Consider the following 21,460-nt stretch of genomic DNA (forward strand, 5'->3'; position numbering starts at 1 on the left):
ATGCCCAGGCTTCTCGAACTCGAGGAGTTGTGCTGGCCCGCGCCCTTGCGGATCTCCGAAGAAGTCATCCGGCAGCGGCTCTTCTCACATCCGGTCGGCCAGTTCGTCGTCGAGTCCGACGGTGCTGTCCAGGCCGTCGTCTACTCCCAGCGCATCGAGAGTCCGGACGGCCTCTACGCCGTTTCGTTCGACACCGCCGATCGGCTGCACCACCCCGAGGGCCCGGTCGCCCAGGTCCTTTCCCTGAACGTCGATCCGTCGAAGCAGAGCTTCCGTTTCGGCGACACGCTGCTGGAACATCTTCTGACGTGGGCCGAGGAACAGGCCGGCGTGCGGACCGCGGTGGGCGTGACCCGGTGCCGTGACGTCCGGCGGCATCCCGGGTTCGAGCTCGCCGAGTACGTCCGCGCGACCAACGCGCAGGGGCGCTGCCTGGACACGGTGCTGCGCATGCACCAGCTCCACGGCGCGGAGATCAAGGGCCTCGTCCCGGGATATCGGCCCGGTGATCTGGTCAATGCGGGAAACGGCGTGCTCGTCGTCTACGATCTGCCGGACCGTCAGGTACGGATGAGTCTCCTGAAGCGTACGGAGGAAACCTCCGCGCCCGTCACCATTCCTTCCGCAGGGCAACTCTCCGTGGAAATCCGGGATTTCTTCGACGAGATACTCGGGGGTGACTACGAGGGAATCGAGCACCCCCTTGAAAGCCCGCTGTTCGAGCTGGGATTCGATTCAGCGGGCCTTTTGGATCTTCAAGAAAAGATCGAATCCGGCTACGGCATTTCCCTCGCGCCCCTCTTCTTCTTCGAGCACAACACCGGCACGCAGATCATTTCCCACCTGGCCGGTCTCAGTGGGGTCGCGGCGGCCGAAACCAGCCAAGCACCGGACGCCTCACCGGCCCCCGAGGCCACCGAGCCTGTGAATTCCGGCACGTCCGGGCACTCCGACCCGCCCCCGACCGCCCCGGCCCGCCCGGACTCCGAGGCCCGGCACGGCTCCGACGCCTCCCAGGACACGGCCACCACCCGCGACGTGGCCATCATCGGCATGGCCTGCCGCCTGCCCGGCGGCATCGAGGACCGCACCGGCCTGTGGCGGCTGCTCGCGTCCGGCGGCAGCGCGATCGGATCGCTGCCGGAAGGCCGCTGGCAGTGGCCCGACGGCACCGGACCCGACCGCCACCCCGGCATCGACCGCGGCGGATTCGTCACCGACGCCGGGGCGTTCGAGGCCGCGCTGTTCCGCGTCACGCCGTACGAGGCGCGCCACATGGACCCGCAGCAGCGCTGGCTCCTGGAGCTGACCTGGGCCTGCCTGGAGGACGCCGGATACGCGGCGAGCGCCGTCGCGGGTACCCGGACCGGCGTCTTCGTCGGCGCCAGCGGCTCGGACTACCAGCGGCTCATGGACACCCGGCAGTTGCCCGTGCGGGCCCACAGCGGCTTGGCGACCTCCATGGCCGTCATCGCCAACCGCGTCTCGTACTTCTACGACCTGCGCGGCCCGAGCGTGCAGCTGGACACGGCGTGCTCCAGCTCGCTGGTGGCCGTGCACTCGGCGCTGCGCGCGCTGCGGGCGGGGGACTGCGACACGGCCCTGGTCGGCGGCGTCAACGTGCTCTGTCACCCGGCCGACACCCTCGCCTACCACCAGGCGGGCATGCTCGCGCCCGACGGCCTGTGCAAGACGTTCGACGCCTCGGCCGACGGCTACGTCCGCTCCGAGGGCGGCGTCGTCCTGCTCCTGAAGCCGCTCGCCGCCGCGCTCGCTGACGGCGACCCGGTGCACGCCGTCCTCAAGGGCAGCGCCACCAACCACGGCGGCCGGGCGGGCGGCCTGACCGTGCCCAGCGCCGCCCTGCAGGCGAGCCTCGTCGAGGCGGCCCTCGCCGACGCGGGCGTGAGCGCGCGCGACATCGGCTACGTCGAGGCGCACGGCACCGGCACCGCGCTGGGCGACCCCATCGAAGTCCAAGGGCTCACCACGGCGTTCGCCGACAGCGACGCGACCTGCGCCCTCGGCTCGGTGAAGACGAACCTGGGCCACCTGGAAGCCGCCGCGGGCATCACCGGACTCCTGAAGACCGTCCTGGCCCTCCAGCACCGGCAACTGCCCGCCACGCTGCACTACTCGCGCCCCAACCCGCACATCGACCTGGACGCCTCGCCGTTCTCCGTGGTGACCGGGCTGTCCGACTGGGACCTCGACGGACGCCCCGGCCGGCTCGCGGGGATCAGCAGCTTCGGGTCCGGGGGCAGCAACGCCCACGTGATCGTCGGTGAGTTCGCCGGAGCCGGTGTGGTGCCGACGGCGGACGAGGGGGACCGCCGTCCGGCCGCCACCGGCTCGGACGCGTCCGGGGCGGCGCGCCCGATGGTCGTCCTGTCGGCCCGCAGCGAGTCCCAGCTGGTGCGTCAGGCGCAGCGGTTGCTCGACCACCTGCGCCGGGAGCGGCCCGGCGACGCCGACCTGCGGGACATCGCGTACACCACGCAGGTCGGCCGGGAGGAACTGCCCGAGCGGCTGGGGCTGTTGCCGACGGGCGTCGACTCGCTCGCCGAGCTGCTCGAAGCGTTCGTGGCGGGCGACAGCCGCTCGACGGACGTGGTGCGCGGGCGGGCCCGGCGGGACGCCGTGCCGGATGTCGCCGCCGACGCCGCACCGGTGGAGGTGCTGGCCGGGTGGGTGCGCGGGGCCCGGATCGACTGGCGGGACCGCTACGAGGGCGGTACGGCGCCGCGACGGATCGCGCTGCCCACGCATGCCTTCGACCGGGATCACTACTGGATCGACGATGACGCGGCCGGTGGCCGGTCGCGGGACGGGGCGGAGCCGGATCTGGCCGGGGCGGAGCCGGCGTCGGCAGGCGTGGAGCCGGGGTCAGCAGCTGTGGAGCCTGGGTCGTCCGGTGCGGCACCCGCGCCCGCACACCCCTTGCTCCAGCGTGCGACGACGACGCCGGACGCCGACGGAGAGACCTGCTTCGCGTCCACCCTCACCGCCGATGCCTCCTTCCTGCGCGACCACCGGGTCGCGGGTGAACCCGTGCTGCCCGCCGTCGCCTCCCTGGAGATGGCGCGCGAAGCGGTCAGCCGGGTGCTGCCCGCCGCCGATGACGTGGACGGGCCGGGCCCCGCCCAGGTGCTGCGGCTGGAGAACGTGGTCTGGTCGCGGCCCGTCGTCGTACGCGACGGGGCACGGACCGTGCGGACGGTCGTGACGGAAGCGGCGGACGGCTCCGTCGCCTTCGAGATCCGCGCCGATGCCGCCGACGGCACGGCCGACGTCGTCCACGCGCGCGGTGCGGCGTCGCGCCACCGGACCACCGCGCCCCGGCCCCTCGACCTCGACGCCCTCACGTCCCGCACGGACGCGGCGGCGCTCGACATCGACGACTTCTACGCCACGCTCCGCACGACCGGTCTCGACTACGGCCCCGCGCACCGGGCGCTCCGTGGCATCCGGCTCGGTGCCGACGAGGTCCTCGCCGAGCTCGCCGTGCCGGACGACGTGGCGGACACCCTCGACGACTACGTACTGCATCCCAGCGTGCTCGACGGCGCGCTGCAGGCGGCGTTCGCGCACCGGCTCCACTCGGCCGAACAGGGTGGTGCCGCCCTGCCCTTCGCCCTCGACCGCATCGACGTCCACGGGGCCACCCCGCGCTGCGCCCACGCGTGGATCCGCGCGGTGCCGAGCGCCTCGCGCCACGTACAGCGGTGGGACCTCGACCTCTGCGACGCCCAGGGAAGGATCTTCGCGCAGCTGCGCGGCTACTCCATGCGGAAGACCACGGAGCCCGCCGAGACGGGGGCCACGCACGACGTGACGCTGTTCCGACCCGTATGGCGCGAGGCCGCTGCCGGGGACGCGACGGCGGAAGCGGCGGGCCGCGAGGGTGCCCACACGGCGCGGCTCGTGCTCGCCTGCGGGTTCGACGACCGGCTCGACGCGCTGCGTGAACTGGTCCCGGGCGCGACCGTCCTGGAGGTCGCCGAGGGGGCCGCCGCCACGGTCGCCGACTCCGTGGCCGCGCACGCGGTCGAGCTGCTGCGGGCCGTGCGGGGGGTGCTGCTCGGCAAGCCGTCGGGGCCGGTCCTGCTGCAGGTCCTGACGCACATCGACGGCGAACAGGCCCTCCACCAGGCCCTGTCCGGCCTCCTCCGGACCGCCCGCCTGGAGCACCCCGCCCTCGTCGGACAGCTCGTCGCGGTGCCCCCCGACGCGTCCACGGCGCAGCTCGCCGACGTCCTGGAGGCGGAGAGCCGCCGTCCGGGCGACCAGCGGATCAGCCACGACGGCGGGGTCCGCAGGGTGCTCGGCTGGGAGGAGCTGGACGGGACCGCCCCTCTGCCCCCGGCGGCCCCCGAGCCGTGGCGGGCCGACGGCGTGTACCTCATCACCGGCGGCGCCGGTGGCCTGGGCCGGATCTTCGCCCGGCACATCGCCCGCCGTGCCCCCGGAGCCGTGCTGTGCCTCACCGGCCGGTCCCCGCTGAGCCCGGCGATCGAGGCGGAGCTGGGTGCCCTGCGCGCTGCCGGTGCGCGACCCGAGTACCACGTCCTTGACGTCACGGACCCCGCCGCCACCGCGCGCCTGGTCGCCGGACTGACGCGACGTCACCAGGCGCTGCACGGCGTGCTGCACGCGGCGGGCGTGGTCCACGACAACTTCCTCCAGCGCAAGTCCGTCGCCGAGTTCCGCCGCGTCCTCGCCCCCAAGCTCGATGGCTGCCGTGCCCTCGACGAGGCCACCCAGGACGTCGACCTGGACTTCTTCGTCCTGTTCTCGTCCCTGATGGGCGCTGCGGGCAACGTGGGCCAGGGCGACTACGCCGTGGCCAACGCCTTCCTCGACGAGTTCGCCCGACAGCGCGCCGCCCGCGTGGCCGCCGGTGCGCGCGGTGGGCGCACGCTGTCCGTCGCGTGGCCGCTGTGGCACAGCGGCGGCATGGGCGCGGACGAGGCCACGCGGCGGACCCTGCGGCTGCGGGGCGGGCTGCTGCCGATGGCCACGGAGGCCGGGCTCGACGCGTTCCGGCGCGCGCTGGCGTCCGACGAGCCGCATGTCGTCGTGTGGGCCGGGGACCAGGTGGCGGGGCGGACGCTGCTGGACGGGGAGGCCGCACGGGCGCAGGACGTCGCGGCCGAGCAGCCGCACGACCTGCCGGACGAGGGCGCGCTGCGCGCGCGGACGCTGGAGTTCCTCAAGGGGGAGCTGTACCGCCTCACCCAGCTCCCGCCGGGCGAGATCGACGACTGTGAACCCCTCGGCTCGTACGGCATGGACTCGATCCTCGCGACCGAGCTGACGGCCGGGCTTGAGAAGACGTTCGGGTCGCTGCCGAAGACGTTGATGTTCGAGTACCACACCGTCGACGAACTCAGCGGCTACTTCCTCGACGGCCACCGGCCGGTCCTGGAGCGGATGTTCAAGGACGTCGTCCCGGAACGAATACCCGCGGCGGCGGCACGGCCGACGCGCGCGAAGGCCGTCGACGCCGTCCGCGACACCGCCGCGGCGACGCGAGGCCACGACGTCGCCCCGGCCGAGGACATCGCCCTGGACATCGCCGTCATCGGCCTGTCCGGACGCTACCCCGAAGCGCGCGACGTACGGGAGTTCTGGGACAACCTGCGCGCCGGACGCGACTGCGTCGTCGAGATCCCCGAGGACCGCTGGGACTGGCGCGAGCACTACGAGCAGGACCGCTCCGTGCCCGGGCGGCACTACAGCAAGTGGGGCGGCTTCATCGCCGAGGTGGACCGCTTCGACCCGCTGTTCTTCAACATCGCGCCGCACGAGGCCGACTACCTCGACCCGCAGGAGCGGCTGTTCCTTGAGCACGCCTGGACGGCGATGGAGGACGCCGGGTACACCCGTGAGGGGCTCGGGCGTGCCACGGGTGAGCGCGGCGCCGGGCAGGTCGGCGTGTACGCCGGGGTGATGTGGGGGCAGTACCAGCTGCTGTTCTCGGGGGAGGGCGCGGGCCGCGGCAACCCCCATGCCCTCGGCAGCAGTTACGCGAGCGTGGCGAACCGTGTCTCCTTCGTCCTGAACCTGCACGGCCCCAGCATGACCGTGGACACCATGTGCTCCAGCTCGCTCACCGCCGTGGAGCTGGCCTGCCGCGACCTGCGCCGCGGCCGCACGAAGCTGGCCTTCGCGGGCGGCGTCAACGTGACCGTCCACCCGAACAAGTACCTGGGCCTCAGCGCGGGCCAGTTCATCTCCGGCAAGGGCCACTGCGAGAGCTTCGGCGTCGGCGGCGACGGCTACATCCCGGGTGAGGGCGTCGGCGTCGTCCTGCTCAAGCCGCTGCGCGACGCCGAACGCGACGGCGACCACGTCTACGGCGTCATCAAGGGCAGCGGCGTCTCCCACGGCGGTCGCACCAACGGCTACACCGTGCCCAACCCGCGCGCCCAACAGGCCGCGATCCAGGAGGCGTTGAGCGAGTCCGGCGTCGACCCGAGGGCCATCGGCTACGTCGAGGCGCACGGCACCGGCACGAAGCTCGGCGATCCCATCGAGATCACCGGTCTGAGCCAGGCCTTCGCCACTGCGGCCTCCGCCGCGGGCGGGAACGGTACGAGCGGTACGGGGGCCTCCGGTCAGGACCCGCGCTGCTACCTCGGCTCGGCGAAGTCCAACATCGGCCACTGCGAGAGCGCCGCGGGCATCGCCGGGCTCACCAAGGTCCTCCTCCAGCTCCAGCACGGGCAGATCGCGCCCTCGCTGCACTCGTCGACGCTCAACCCGAACATCGACTTCTCCCGCACCCCGTTCGTCGTCAACCAGGAACTGCGCGACTGGGAGCGGCCCGTCGTCGACGGCCGCCCGCACCCCCGCGTCGCCGGAGTCTCCTCGTTCGGCGCGGGCGGCGCGAACGCCCACCTGATCGTCGCCGAGCACGTCGACCGCCGCCCGGCCCCGGCCGGCGGCACCCCGCAGCTGTTCCCGCTCTCCGCGAAGGACGACGAGCGGCTGCGCGCCTACGCCCGGGAACTGCTGCGCTACGCCCGGGAACAGGAAGCGGCTGCCGACGTGACCCCGGCGGACCTCGCGTACACGCTGCAGACCGGGCGTGAGGCCATGGACGAGCGGCTCGGCGTCGTCGCCGACTCCTTCGCCGCGCTCGCCGAGAAGCTGGAACGCCAACTGGCGGGCGACACCTCGATCGAGGGCGTCTGCCGGGGCAACGCCAAGCGGGACCGGAAGGGGCTGGCCATCGTCCCCGCCGAGGAACTCGCCGAGACCGTGGCCACGTTGGGGCGGCGCGGCAAGCTGGTGGAGCTGCTCGAACTGTGGGCGCGCGGGGCCGCACCCGACTGGCAGGCCCTGCACGCGGCGGCGGTCACCGCGCCGCGCAGGATCAGCGCGCCCACCTACCCGTTCGCACGGGAACGGCACTGGGTACCGGAGGCCGTGCCGACGGCGGCGCAGGCCGAGCCCGTGGTCCGGACGGCCCCCGCCGCCACGGTCACGGCGGCCGAGGCCGCGCCGCGCGGCACCCTCTTCCTGACCAAGCAGTGGCGCCCGGCCACGGCCGCCGCCGAGGGGCCTCGGCCCACCGGCGCCCTCCTCCTGCACGACCGCGCCACCCGACGGCTCGCCGAGGCGATCGCCGACCTGGTCGACGACGCCACGCTCGTGGCCGTGGCCGACCCGGCGGCGGACCGGCTCGTCGCCCGGCGTGCCGCGTCCTGCGCGGCCCTGATCGACCTCACCGGCCTGGGCGACGCCGCCGCGCCCGGGGGGATCGACCGGATCACGGAACACAGCACCGCCGGTCGCGCCCTCGCGCTGCTGCGACAGGTGCTCGACGCCAAGGCGTCGCGGGACGTCCGGGCGCTGTTCGTGACCCAGGGCCTGGAGGCGCCCGGCGGCTTGGAGGCTCCGGTCGGCCTGACGGCCCCCCGAGGCGTGCGGGCCTCCGAAGGCCGGACGGCTGCCGGGACCGGTGCTCCCCTCGCGGGTCGCGTCCCGCTGACCGGCGCCGCCCGTGCCGCCCTCTACCGGCTGCTCCAGAGCGAGTACCGGCACCTCCGCTCCTGCCACCTGGACCTGGACCCCGCCGTCGGCGACACCGCCGACCTCGCCGCCGCCGTCCACCGGGAACTCCTGGACGCCGGGGGCGCCCCGGAGGTCTGCCACCGCGACGGCACCCGGCTCACGCCCGTCCTCGCCGAGCCCTCGACCGGCACGGCCGGGCGCGGTCGGCCCGCCGAGGCCGCCCCGGTCCCCTTCGCCGCCGACGAGGTGCTCCTCGTGACCGGTGGCACCCGTGGCATCGGCCTGCGGTGCGCCCAGCACTTCGTCGACCGTCACGGCGTACGACGTCTCGTCCTGACGGGCCGTGAGGCCCTGCCGCCGCGCCACCTGTGGGCGGATCCCGACGCCTGCCCGCCCCCGGTGCGGGCGAAGACCGACGCGGTCGCCGCGCTGGAGGCCCAGGGCGTCGAGGTGCGGGTGCTCGCGCTGCCGCTGGACGACGCCGACGCGGTGGCCGCGGCCGTCGCGACCGTCGAGTCGACGCTCGGGCCGATCGCGGGCGTGCTGCACGCGGCGGGACTCGTCGACACGGAGAACCCGGCGTTCGTCCGCAAGCCCCTGTCCGGCATGTCCCGGGTCGTCTCACCGAAGATCGACGGCACCGTGAACCTGCTCACGGCCCTGGACGCCCGCACCCTGCGCTTCGCCGTCCTGTTCTCCTCGGTCTCCGCGGCCCTGCCGACACTCGGCGCCGGACAGAGCGACTACGCCATGGGCAACGCCTTCATGGACTACTTCGCCCAGGCGCACGCCCACGAACTGCCCGTCACCAGCGTCCAGTGGCCGAGCTGGCGGGACACCGGCTTCGGCGAGGTCACGAACAGGGCGTACACCGACACCGGTCTGCTCAGCATCACCGACTCCGAGGGACTCGCCCTGCTCGACGAGGTCCTCGCCGCCCCGCGCGGCCCCGTGGTCATGCCGGTCCGCGTCGACCCGGACCGCTTCGACGCGGCCGCACTGCTCGACGTACGGCCCACGGTCCCCGCTCCGGACGCCTCTCCCGCCGACCCCGCGCCCCGGGCACGTACCGCCGCACCCGCCCCGATGGCCCAGCAGGACGCCGCGCCCGCAAGCGACACCCTCGCGGCCCGCCTCACCGCCTTCCTCGGCACCACCTTCAGCGGCGAACTCGGCCTCAAGCCGGGGCAGTTGGACGACGACACCTCGTACGCGGACTACGGCGCCGACTCCATCCTGCTCGCCCAGATCCTGCAGCGGATCCGGCAGCGCCTCGACGTGCCGCTGGACCCGTCGGTGCTGCTTGAGTACCCGACGCTGAGCGAGCTGGTGACCTGGCTCCTCGACACGTATCCGGACGAGATCGCCGCGCAGTTCGTCTCCGCGTCGGAGCAGGCGCCGGAGCCGGAGCAGGCGCAGGCGCCGGTGCTGAAGCAGACGATGGAGTCGGAGCCGACGACGGAGCCGGTCCCCGCAGACCGTACCGATGACCGTCGCGGCGCCGCCGTCGCCGTGATCGGCATGGCCTGCCGTCTGCCCGGCGCTCCCGACCTGGACGCCTACTGGGAGCTGCTGTCCCAGGGGCGCAGCGCCGTGCGCGAGATACCCGCCGAACGCTGGGGGCGGGCGACGGGCTTCCGCGCCGGTCTCGTCGACGACGTGTACGGCTTCGACGCCGGGCACTTCCTGCTGCACGCCGAGGACGTCCGCGCCATGGACCCGCAGGCCCTGGTCCTCCTGGAGGAGAGCCTGAAGGCCGTGCACCACGCGGGCTACCGGACGGCGGACCTCGACGGCACCCGTACCGGTGTGTACGTGGGGGCCCGCAGTCGCCCGGCGGCCGACGGGGCGCTGGTGGGCGCGGCCCGCAACCCGATCATGACGGTGGGGCAGAACTACCTGGCGGCCAACGTCTCCCAGTTCTTCAACTGGCACGGCCCCGCCATGGTCATGGACACCGCCTGCTCGTCCGCGCTGACGGCGCTGAAGGTCGCCACCGACGCGCTCGCCGCCGGATCGGTCGACCTGGCCCTGGTCGCCGGCGTCAGCCTGCTCGCCGACCCCGAGGCGCACGAGCTGTTCCGGCGCCGCGGACTGCTGCGCGAGGACGGGGAGTTCCACATCTTCGACCGGCGCGCGGGCGGTGTCGTCCTCGGCGAGGGCGCGGGCGTGGCCCTGCTCAAGCCGCTGGCCGACGCCGAACGCGACGGCGACACGGTGTACGCGGTCGTCGAGGGCGTCGCCCTCAACAACGACGGCCGCACGGCCGGACCCGCGACACCCAACCTCGCCGCCCAGAAGCGGGTGATGCGCGAGGCACTGCGGCAGGCCGGATGCCCGCCGCACCAGGTCGGCCACCTTGATGTCAACGGCTCCGGATCGGAACTCACCGACCTGCTGGAGCTCAAGGCCGTCGAGGCGGTGTACGGGGCCGGGCGGACCGAGCCGCTGTGCCTCGGGTCGATGAAGCCCAACATCGGGCACCCGCTGTGCGCCGAGGGCATCGCCGCGTTCCTCAAGGTGGCGCTCATGGTGCACCACCAGTCGACGGTGCCGTTCCGCTCGGGTGCGCAGCCCATGGAGCACTTCACCCTCGACCCCGCCGTGCTGGCCCTGCCCCGGCGGGCCGAGCCGGTCGACCTGGAGTACGCGGCCGTGAGCAGCTTCGCCGACGGCGGCACGAACGGACACGTCGTCCTGCGCCGGCCCGTGGCGCCCCCGCCGGGTGCGGAACGTCGTGGTCCGGTGCCGCTGCCGGAGCTCGACCGGCGTGACGTGCGTACGGGCGTTCCCGTGGTCGGCTCCGGCGGCCCCGTCGTCCGCACCGGCGATCCCGTCCGTACCGACGCACCCGTCGGCGCCACCGAGCCGCGCGTGTGGACGCGGCGCCTGGACGCCCGCGACGCCGTCGTGGACGGCCACCGCGTCTACGGCCGCCGCCTGCTGCCCGGACTCGCCTGGATCGACCTCCTGTACGGCTGCTGCGCCGACCTCGCACCGGACGCGCCCGCCACCGGGCTCACCCTGCGCGACCTGTCCATCTACCGGCCGTTGGCCGTGGCCGCCGACAGCTCTGTGGACCTGCGCGTCGAGGCGCGGCCCACGGCCACGGGCGCCTGGCGGCTCACGGTCACCGACGCGGAACGCGGCGACGACCAGGGCGCGGAGCCGTACGTGACGGCCGAGGCGCACCGGACGGACGACGGCGCGCGCTTCGGCGCGACGGTTCCCGCCGACGTCCTCGACGCCCTCGGCACGCCGCGCTTCGCCGACGGGAGCGGCACGCGTGACCTCGGGGAGATCTACCGCGGCTTCCGCTCCCGGGAACTCGTCCACACGGGCACGATGAAGGCCGTCGGCGCGGTGCACACCACGCCCGACGCGATCTGGGTGCGCGTGGCCGTCGACGGGTCCACCGCCCCGGCCGGGGCGCCGGAGCACCTCTTCCACCCGGCGCTGATCGACGCCAGCGCGGTGGCCGCGAGCGCCGTGGCCCTCGACGGCGAGCCACGCCTGTTCCTGCCCCTGCACTACGCGTCGTTCCGGGCCACGGAGACCCTCGGCCGCGCCTGCTACACGCGGGTGGCGCGCGCCGGGATCACGCGCGGCGGTGAACTGCTCACCTTCGGGATGGAGTTCTTCGATGGACGCGGACGGCAGGTCGGCGAGCTGACAGGGCTCACGACCAAGGCGGTGCGCGATGCCGGGCACATCGATCCGGCACGGGCCGCGGATCCGGCACGGGCCGCCGATCCCGCACGGGCCGCCGTTTCCGCGCGGGCCGCAGCGCCGCTGCCCGTGTCCGTGTCCGGTGCCGAGACGGGGTCCGTGGCCGCGCCCGCCGACGGGATCGAGGCGCTCGTACGTGCCGTGGTCGCCGGTCCGCTGGGCCTGCCCGCCGACCAGGTCGACGCGGGCAAGAGCTACTACGCGTTGGGCCTGGACTCCGCGACGCTGCTGCGGATCGCGGTGGAGCTGGGGGAGCGGCTCGGCACGAAGCTGTCGCCGACGGTGCTGTTCGAGCACGCCACGGTGACGGAGCTGGCCGCGCATCTGACCCGCGAGCACGCGTCCGTCGTGGCGGCCGAAGTGCCTCTGCGGGACGGCGACATGGGCTCGGGAGAGCCTGACGCACCCGACCCGCTCGACGTGCCCGTGCCGTCCCTGGCGTCCGAGGCATTCGAGGCATCCGAGGTGCACAGCGCCTCCGACGCCCCCGCGCGGCCGGACACCCCGCCCCATGCCCCCGCCGGACCCTCCGGCGACATCGCCATCGTCGGCCTCGGCGGCCGCTACCCCAAGGCGCCCGGCATCGCCGAGTTCTGGGAGAACCTGAAGGCGGGGCGCGACTGCGTCGGTGAGGTGCCGGAGAGCCGCTGGCCGCGTGCCACCTTCGCGGGCGAGCGCACCCCGTCGGGACGGGAGATGTCCGGCTGGGGCGGCTTCCTCGACGACCCGGACTGCTTCGACGCGGAGTTCTTCGACGTCCCGGAGGGCGAGGCGGCTCAACTCGACCCGCAGGAGCGGCTGTTCCTCGAAGTGTGCTGGGAGGCGGTCGAGGACGCCGGGTACACGCCCGCGGGTCTGTCCGGGGCCGAGGGACCCGGACCGCGCCGGTCCGTCGGCGTCTTCGCCGGAGTCATGCACAAGGACTACGTCCTGGTCCAGCACGACGCGGCGGGCGGCGACGGAGCGTCCGCGCCGCTGGCCCTGAACGCCGCGGCCGTCGCCAACCGCGTCTCCCACTTCTGCGACTTCCGCGGCCCGTCCCTCGCGGTCGACACCGTGTGCGCGTCGTCGCTGAGCGCCGTGCACCTGGCGGTGGAGAGCCTGCGGCGCGGCGAGTGCGACGCGGCCCTCGCGGGCGGCGTGAACCTTTCGCTGCACCCGGCCAAGTACCGCACGTACGGCACGCTCGACCTGCTGGCGAGCGACGCGCCCGCGCGTTCCTTCGGCGCGGGCGGCGACGGGTACGTGTCGGCGGAGGGCGTCGGCGCCGTCGTCCTGAAGCCGCTGGACCGGGCCCTGGCCGACGGTGACGCCGTGTACGCCGTCATCAAGGGCACCGCGGTCAACCACTCCGGGCGCACCCCCGGCATCCGGGTGCCGTCCGTCGCCGCGCAGGCGGAACTGATCGAGGGCTGCCTGCGGCGGGCCGGGGTCGACCCGGCGACGATCGGCTACGTCGAGGCGCACGGCACCGGCACCGAGATCGGTGACCTGATCGAGGTGCAGGCGCTGCGCCGGGTGTTCGAGCAGCACACGGACGCCACCGGATGCTGCGCCCTCGGCTCGGTCAAGTCGGCCATCGGCCACGCCGAGGCGGCCGCCGGGATCAGCGGGCTCACCAAGGCGGTCCTCCAACTGCACCACCGGACGCTGACACCGCTCGTGGGCGACGGGACGGCCAACCCGTACCTCGACCTCGACGACTCGCCGTTCCGCCTCCAGAGGGAACTCCAGGAGTGGACGGGCGACGCCGTCCGCCCCGGCACGCCCCGCCGCGCCGGAGTGAGCGCGTTCGGCGCCACCGGCACCAACGCCCACATCGTCCTGGAGGAAGCACCGGCAGCGGCGGACCAGGCCCTGCGCGACGGCGCGACGGGACCTGTGCTCGTACCGCTGTCGGCGACGGACGGCGAACGGCTGCGCGCCTACGCCGAGAAGCTGCTGCGCTTCCTGGAGACCAAGGAGGGCGCGGCGCTCGCCCCGGCCGCCCTGGCCGGCACCCTGCAGACCGGGCGGGTCGCCCTGGCCGAGCGCGCGGTGATCCTCGCGCACGACCTGGACGACGTCCGGGACGGCCTGGAGGCGCTGGCCCACGGCACCGGCACGGCCGACGCCGGGGTGCGGGTGTGGCGCGGCCGTGTGGCCGAGCGGCCCCTGGAGGCGCGGCTCCTGGACGAGGACGACGTGCGCGCCGACCTCGTCGCCCGCTGGGTGGCGCGGGGCAAGTGGGACAAGGTCGCGGAGCTGTGGCTCGGCGGCTACGCGGTCGACTGGCACGGCACGCACGGCACGCACGGCACGGCGGTGCCGCGGCGCGTGCATCTGCCCACATATCCCTTCGCCAGGCGGCGGCACTGGGTGACGGCGTCGCCCGAGCGGGGTGCCGGGTCGTCGAGCCGCCTGCCCGCGGCCGGGGGCACGCGCGCCACGGGGGAGCGGCCCGCCACGGGGAAGGCGCCCGACGCGGTGCGGTGGCGTTTCGTTCCGGACGGCGCCGAGCCGCCCGCGACCGCCCACCGGGGAGACCTCCCCGCCGAGGAGAAGGCCCGCGGCTACCTGCGTCAGCTAGTCGCCGCCCGCGTGGGACGGCCCGCGGGGGAGATCGGGCCGCACGCGGGCCTGATCGAGCTCGGCCTGACCTCGCTCGGCGCCGTGGGGCTCAGCCGGGACCTGGCGGCGACGGTCGCGCCCGGGTTCGTGCCCAGCGCGCTGTTCGAGTACGGCACCGTCGCCGATCTCGCGGCGCACCTCGCCGACCGCTGGCCCGCGGGCCTCGCGCGGCTGGTCGCGACGCGCCCCGAAACGCCCGCGCCCGCCGCCCCGGAGGCCGACCGCGCCGACCCCGCCAGCCCCGCCGTCTTGGACGTGCTGGAGCTGCTGCGCACCGGCGCCCTGCACCTCGACGACGCCATCGCGCTCCTCGACGAAGAGAGTTACGAGAAGTGAAGCACGAGCTCAGCGCCCTCATCGCGGACTACCGGGCGGGCAAGGTCGACGCCCGGGAGGTCGGCGACCTCCTGCGTGAACTGCGCGCCCAGGCGCAGGAGTCGCACCCGCAGGACGCGCCGGGGCCGACGGCCACCGCGGAGCGCACGGCCCCTCTCGCCGAGGAGCGCACCGCCCCGGCCTCCGGTGAGCGTGCCTACCCCCTCTCCGAGGGCCAGCGCGGTCTCTGGGCACTGCAGCGGGCGTACCCGGACCTGGCCGCGTACAACGTGCCGCTGTGCTTCCGCGTCTCCGGCCTGGACGTGGCGGCCTTCGAGGCGGCCTGCCGGGCGCTGCTCGTGCGGCACCCCGTGCTCAGCACGGTGATCCGCCAGGAGGCGGACGCGCCGTCGCAGTCGGTCGACCCGCGCCGCACGCCGGACTTCGCCCGCGTGGACCTCACCGGCACCGCCGACGAGGGCGAGGCCCTGGCCGTCGTCGAGCGCGCGGGCAAGCAGGTGTTCGCGCTGGGCGGGGCGTCCGGGCGGGACGGCGAAGGGCTGTTCCGCGTCCGTGTCTTCGACCGCCCGGCGGGCGAGTCGCTCGTCCTGCTCGTCGTCCACCACATCGTCTTCGACGGCACCTCGGCCACCCTCCTGATGAGCACGCTCTTCGAGGAGTACGAGGCGCTGCTCGGCGCCGCCGCCGAGGAGCGCGCGACGCCCGCCCCGCAGGCCCAAGAGGCCGCGGGCTTCCATGACTTCGTGGCCGAGGAGCGGCGCACCCTCGCCGACCGCGCCGCCGCACGGCTGCCGTACTGGCAAGGCCGCCTCGCCGCGCCCCTGCCCGTCCTCGCGCTGCCCGCCGACCGCCCCCACACGGCCCTCGCCGACCGCTTCGCCGGGAAGACCCTCGTGACCGAGGTGCCCGCCGAACTGGCCGCGCGCGTCGCCGAGTTCGCCGCCGGTCGGCGCGCCTTCGTGGCGACGGCGATGCTCACCGCGTACGCGGCCACCCTCGCGACGTACTCCGACGCCGATGAACTCGTCGTCGGGATGCCCGTGAACGAGCGCGACGGCGAGGCCTTCGCCCGGACCATGGGCCTGATGATCAACATGGTGCCGGTGCGCGTCGCGCTCCCCGCCGACGAGCCCTTCGACCGGCTCGTCACCCGCGCCCAGGGGTACGTCGCCGACGACCTCATGCACAGCCACCCCTTCCCGGCGCTGGTGCGGGAGTTGGCGCAGGACACCCCGGCCGGACGCTCCCCGGTGTTCCAGACGGCGTTCGTCTACCAGGACGTCCTCGACGGCCTCACCGCACCCGACCGGCCCTACCGGCTCGTCGAGGAACTGCACCAGGAGGGCGAGTACGAGCTGTCGCTGGAGGTGTGGCGCAGCGGCGCGGGCTACGCGCTGTACTGGAAGTACCAGCCCGAGCTGTACGGCCACGCCTTCGTCGACGGGCTGGCGGCGCGCTTCCTGCGCGTCCTGACCGCCGTGTGCGACGACCCGCACACCACCCTGGCCGAACTGCGGCAGACAGAGGGCGAGTTGTGCGTGCACGACCTCGTCGGGGAGGCCGTGCGCCGCACCCCGGACGCGGTCGCCGTGGCCGGACAGGAAGAGGTCCTCACGTACGAGGCGCTCGGCGCCCGCAGCGACGCCCTCGCCACACTTCTCGTGGCCCGTGGTGTGCGGCGCGGCGACCTGGTCGCGGTGCTGCTCGACCGGTCCGTCGAGATGGTCGTGACGCTGCTCGGCGTCCTCAAGGCGGGCGCGGCCTACGTACCGCTCGACCCGGAGCTGCCCGCTGCCCGGCTCGCCGACATCGTGACGGACAGCCGCAGCCCGCTGATCGTGACCCGGGCCCGGCACCAGGCCCGCGCCCGCGACCTGGCGGCCGCGCCCGGCGACGGCCCCGCGCCCGCGCTGCTGGTCCTCGACGAGGAGCGCGCCGCCCTCGCGGCGGCGGCCGAATCCGGCCCGGTCGCCGTCCCTGTGACCGGCGACGACCTGGCGTACGTCATCTACACCTCCGGCAGCACCGGCCGCCCCAAGGGCGTGATGATCCCGCACCGGGGCTTCACCAACCTCCTCGGCTCGCTGCGGCGCGAGCCCGGCCTGGACGCGGCGGACACCCTCTTCGCCGTCACCACCATCAGCTTCGACATGGCGCAGGTCGAACTGTTCCTGCCGCTGGTGTGCGGGGCCCGCGTCTACGTCTGCGACAGCCCGACGATCAAGGACGTCGACCGGCTCAAGGAGCGCGTCGGGCGGGTGCGTCCCACGGTGATGCAGGCGACCCCGGCGACGTGGAGCATGCTGTTCCACTCGGGCTGGCGCAACCCCGAGGGCCTGCGCGTCCTCTGCGGCGGCGAGGCGCTGCCCCGCACCCTCAAGGAGTTCTTCCGCGACACCGGGACCGAGGCCTGGAACCTGTACGGGCCCACGGAGACGACGGTGTACTCGACGGGCGGACGGGTCCGGCACGACCGGCCGACCACCATCGGCAGGCCCGTCGCGCACACCCAGGTCCACCTCCTCGACGAACGCCTGCGCCCGGTGCCCCACGGCGAGACCGGTGAGCTGTGCATCGCCGGAAGGGGCCTGGCGAAGGGCTACGTCAACCGGCCCGACCTGACCGCGGAGAAGTTCATCGACCACGACCTGGTACCCGGCGGCAAGCTCTACCGCACCGGCGACCTCGCCCGCTGGACCGACGACGGCGAGATCGACTATCTGGGCCGCAAGGACTTCCAGGTGAAGATCCGCGGCTACCGCATCGAACTCGGCGACATCGACTACCACTTGGGCCTGCACGAGGACGTCGCCGAGTGCGCCGTCGTCGCGCGCGGCGAGGACGGCGCCAAGCAGCTCGTCGCCTACTACGTGCCGCGTGAGCGGGGGGCCGGGAGCGCCGAGGCGTTCAAGGACCATCTGCGGGCGCTGCTGCCCGCCTACATGGTCCCGGACTTCTTCGTGCCGCTCGCCGCCGTTCCGCTGACCGGGAGCGGCAAGGTGGACCGGGCCGAGCTGATGCGGCGGGAGGTGTCGGCGGCCGCCGCCCCGGCCGCGGCGCCGCGCACTGCGGCGGCCACGAAGGCGCGCACCTCGACGGGCGGCGCGAGGCCGCGCACCTCGCCCCCTGCGCAGGCGTCCCGTGACGTCGAGCGGGAGGTTCTCGCCTGCTGGCAGGAGGTTCTGAAGGTAAGGGACTTGACGGCGGGCGTGTCCTTCTTCGAGTCCGGTGGGAACTCGCTGTCCGCCGTCGTGCTCGCCGACCTGATCGGCCGCCGCCTGGGCGTGCCGTTCGCGGCTGCGGACCTGTTCAAGTACGCGACGGTGCGGGACGTCGCCGCGTATGTGCGGGGACAGCAGTCTGACGTGGACATGAAGGTGGCCGAGGCTGAGGCCGACGCCGTTGCCGTGGATCAGGCCGACGACGTGACCACCGGCGAAAGGGCCGCGCCGGAGACCGAGGCCACGCCTGTGCCCGACGACGCCGTCGCCATCGTCGGCATCTCCTGCCGCTTTTCCGGCGCCCGCGACCACTGGGAGTTCTGGGAGAACCTCAAGCGCGGCCACGAGTCCGCCGGACGCTGGAGCGCGGCGGAGCTGCGCGCGGCCGGTGTGCCCGAACACGTCCTGGGCGACCCGGACTTCGTACCGCTGCGCTCCGGGCTCGACGGCAAGGACGAGTTCGACGGCGCGTTCTTCCGCCTTTCGCCGCAGCACGTCGAGCTGATGGACCCGCAGTTCCGCCAGGTCCTGCTGCACGCCTGGAAGGCCGTCGAGGACGCGGGCCGCGACCACCGCTCGATACCCGGCACCGGCGTGTACGTCGCCACCGGCAACCACCACTACGGCGCGCCCGACGACTCCGGTGAGACGCCCGCCGCCGTGATCGAGGACCCCCGGCAGTACCTGTCGTGGGTGATGAGCCAGAGCGGCACCGTCGCCTCGATGGTGTCGTACCAGCTCGGCTTCGGCGGGCCCAGCATGTCCGTGCACTCCAACTGCTCGTCCTCGCTGAGCGCCCTCGCCCTCGCGGCCCGGGCCGTGCAGTCGGGCGAGACGGACTTCGCGCTGGTGGCGGCGGCCTCGGCGAACAGCGTCGACGGCCTCGGCTACGTCCATCAGGCGGGCCTCAACCTCTCGGGGGACGGCCGGGTCAAGGCGTTCGACGCGGACGCCGACGGCATGGCGGGCGGCGAGGGCGTGGTGGCGCTGCTGATCCGGCGCGCGGCCGACGCCGTCGCCGACGGCGACCACGTCTACGGGCTGCTGCGCGGCATCGCCACGAACAACGACGGCGGCGACGCCACCGGCTTCTACAGCCCCAGCGTCAACGGCCAGACCCGCCTGGTCCGGCAGGTCCTCGACCGCACCGGCGTCGACCCGCGCACCATCGGCTACGTCGAGGCCCACGGCACCGGCACCAAGCTCGGCGACCCCGTCGAGGTCGCCGCCCTCACCGAGGCCTACCGCGCCTTCACCGACGACACCGGCTACTGCGGCATCGGCTCGGTGAAGACCAACCTCGGGCACCTCGACACCGCGGCCGGACTCGCGGGCTGCGTCAAGGTGCTCCTGAGCCTCTACCACGGGCAGCTCCCGCCGACGCTGCACTACCGCACGCCGAACCCCCAACTGCGCCTGGACGCCTCGCCGTTCCACGTCGTGGACCGACTGCGGGACTGGCCCAGGGAGGCCGAGCCGCGGCGTGCCGCGCAGAGCTCCATCGGTCTGGGCGGGAGCAACGCCCACGCGGTCTTCGAGGAGTACGTCCCGCCCCGAGCGGCGCAGGAGCGGCCGGACGAGGAGAGCACGCCGCAGCTGGTGCCGCTCTCCGCCCGCACGCGCGACGACCTCGTCCGCGCCGCCGCCGCACTGCGACGGCAGCTGACCGGCCCCCGCGCCGCCGCGCTGCGCCTCGACGACGTCGCCCACACCCTGCGCACGGGCCGCGTCGCCATGGCCTGCCGGGTGGCCTTCGTGGTCCGGGACCTGCGTCAACTCGCCGCCGAGCTGGCCGAGTTCGTCGATCACCCCGACCGCGACGACTCCGCGCGTCGCTTCACCGGCCCCGCCGCGGGCTGCGCCACCGCCGACGGCGACACCGCCCGCAAGCGCGCCGCGCAGCTCGCCCGCAAGCTCGCCGACGGCAAGCTGAAGAAGGCCGCGAAGGCCTGGGCGCGCGGCGCCGAAGCCGACTGGAACGTGCTTCCCGGGCAGTGGTCCGCCCGGCGCGTGAGCCTGCCGGGGTACGCCTTCGCCCCCGTGTCCCACCCGTATCCGGAACGCCGGTCACGCGCCGGCGCCCCCGCCGGGAGCCGCACGGAGGCGACCCCCGCGCCGCTGCCGTCCGGAATCCCGGGCACCCCCGCGCACCCGCTCCTGCACGAGAACGTGTCGCGGCTCGACGGTCAGCGCCACCGCTCGTCCTTCACCGGCGACGAGTACGTCCTGCGTGACCACGTCGTCGACGGCAGGAAGCTGCTGCCCGCCGTCGCCAGCCTGGAGATGGCCTGCGCTGCCGTCCGGCAGGCCCTGCCCGAGGCGACCGGGCGGCGCACCGTCCTGAAGAACGTGACGTGGGCGCGCCCCGTCGTCGTCGGCGACGGCGGCCGACAGGTGGAGTTCACGCTCACCCGCGAGCGCGACGCGGCCCACCCCGGACCGCTGGGCTTCGCCCTCCTCGCCGACGGCGACCAGCTCTGCGTCCAGGGCCGCGCCAGCACCGAAGCCGCCGCGCCGCCGCCCTCCGTCGACCTCGGCGGCCTCCGCGACGAGCTGCGCCTGCGCCCCCTTCCCGGCGAGGACGTCTACGCCCACATCGCCCGCGCGGGCGTCGCCTACGGCCCCGGCTTCCGCCTCGTCCACGTCCTGCACCGGGGCGAGCGTGACGGCCGCCGCGAGGTGCTCGCCGAGCTGCGCCTGCCCGCGCACCTGCGCGACACGGCGGGCGACTACGCCCTCCACCCGAGCTTCCTGGACGCCGCCGTCCATGCCTCGCTCGGCCTCGACCCCGCCTTCGACACCGAGGGGTCCGCGACCGCCCCGGACGGGCCGACCCGGGTGCCCTTCGCGCTCGACCGACTCGACGCGCACGCGCCGTTCGGCGAGACGATGTACGCCTGGGTGCGCCCGGCGCCGGGGGAGCGCGCCGCCGGCGCGGGCCGTGTCCTCGACATCGACCTGCTCGACACGACGGGCCGGGTCTGCGCCGCGCTGCGCGGCCTCGCCTACCGCGCCCTGACCGCACCGGACCGCCAACAGGACGCCCGCGTCTCGCAGTTGCGCACACTCCTTCCGGTGTGGGAGCCGCGGCACCCCGCCGAGACGCCCGCCCTCGAAGCGCGGGATCCGGCGGGCGCGGTGCTCGTGTTCGACGGCGAGCGCAGGCTGCACCCCGAACTGACCGCGCTGCACCCCGGCCACCAGGTCGTCGACCTGCCCGAGGGAGCGCCGGTCGACGACATCGCCGGACGGATCCGTACCGCCTGCGCGGCAACCGACGGACGCATCGACCGGATCGTCTGGGTCGCCCCGGCCGAAGCCCCCGACGACCTGGTCCGGGGCCAGGAGCGCGGCGCGGTCGAGGTCTTCCGGCTCGTCAAGGCACTGCTGTCCCTCGGTCACGGCACGCGCGAACTCACCTGGTCCGTCTACACGTTCGGCACCCAGGCCGTCCGCGACCAGGACCGGGTCGCCGCGACGCACGCGAGCGTCCACGGCCTCGTCGGCAGCCTCGCCCAGGAGCACACGCGCTGGACGATCGA

Annotated in this window: 2 protein-coding genes (1 of these 2 only partly in view); both read left to right on the forward strand. The window is 74.4% G+C overall.

All coding sequences use genetic code 11. From position 1 onward, the window contains the following. Window positions 1-14,697 (forward strand): SDR family NAD(P)-dependent oxidoreductase, encoded by a 14,697-nt coding sequence (locus tag IE274_RS09395; protein ID WP_190115151.1) that lies wholly within the window; start codon window positions 1-3, stop codon window positions 14,695-14,697. Beyond that, a protein-coding gene (locus IE274_RS09400; protein ID WP_190115152.1) for a non-ribosomal peptide synthetase crosses the window boundary here: on the forward strand, window positions 14,694-21,460 show its 5' end (the start). It continues 15,802 nt past the right edge of the window; 6,767 of the gene's 22,569 nt are visible here — the first part of the coding sequence; the start codon lies at window positions 14,694-14,696; its stop codon lies off the right edge, out of view. Before IE274_RS09395 ends, IE274_RS09400 begins: the two co-directional genes overlap by 4 nt.

Source organism: Streptomyces flavofungini (assembly GCF_014650815.1).
Lineage (GTDB): Bacteria > Actinomycetota > Actinomycetes > Streptomycetales > Streptomycetaceae > Streptomyces > Streptomyces flavofungini.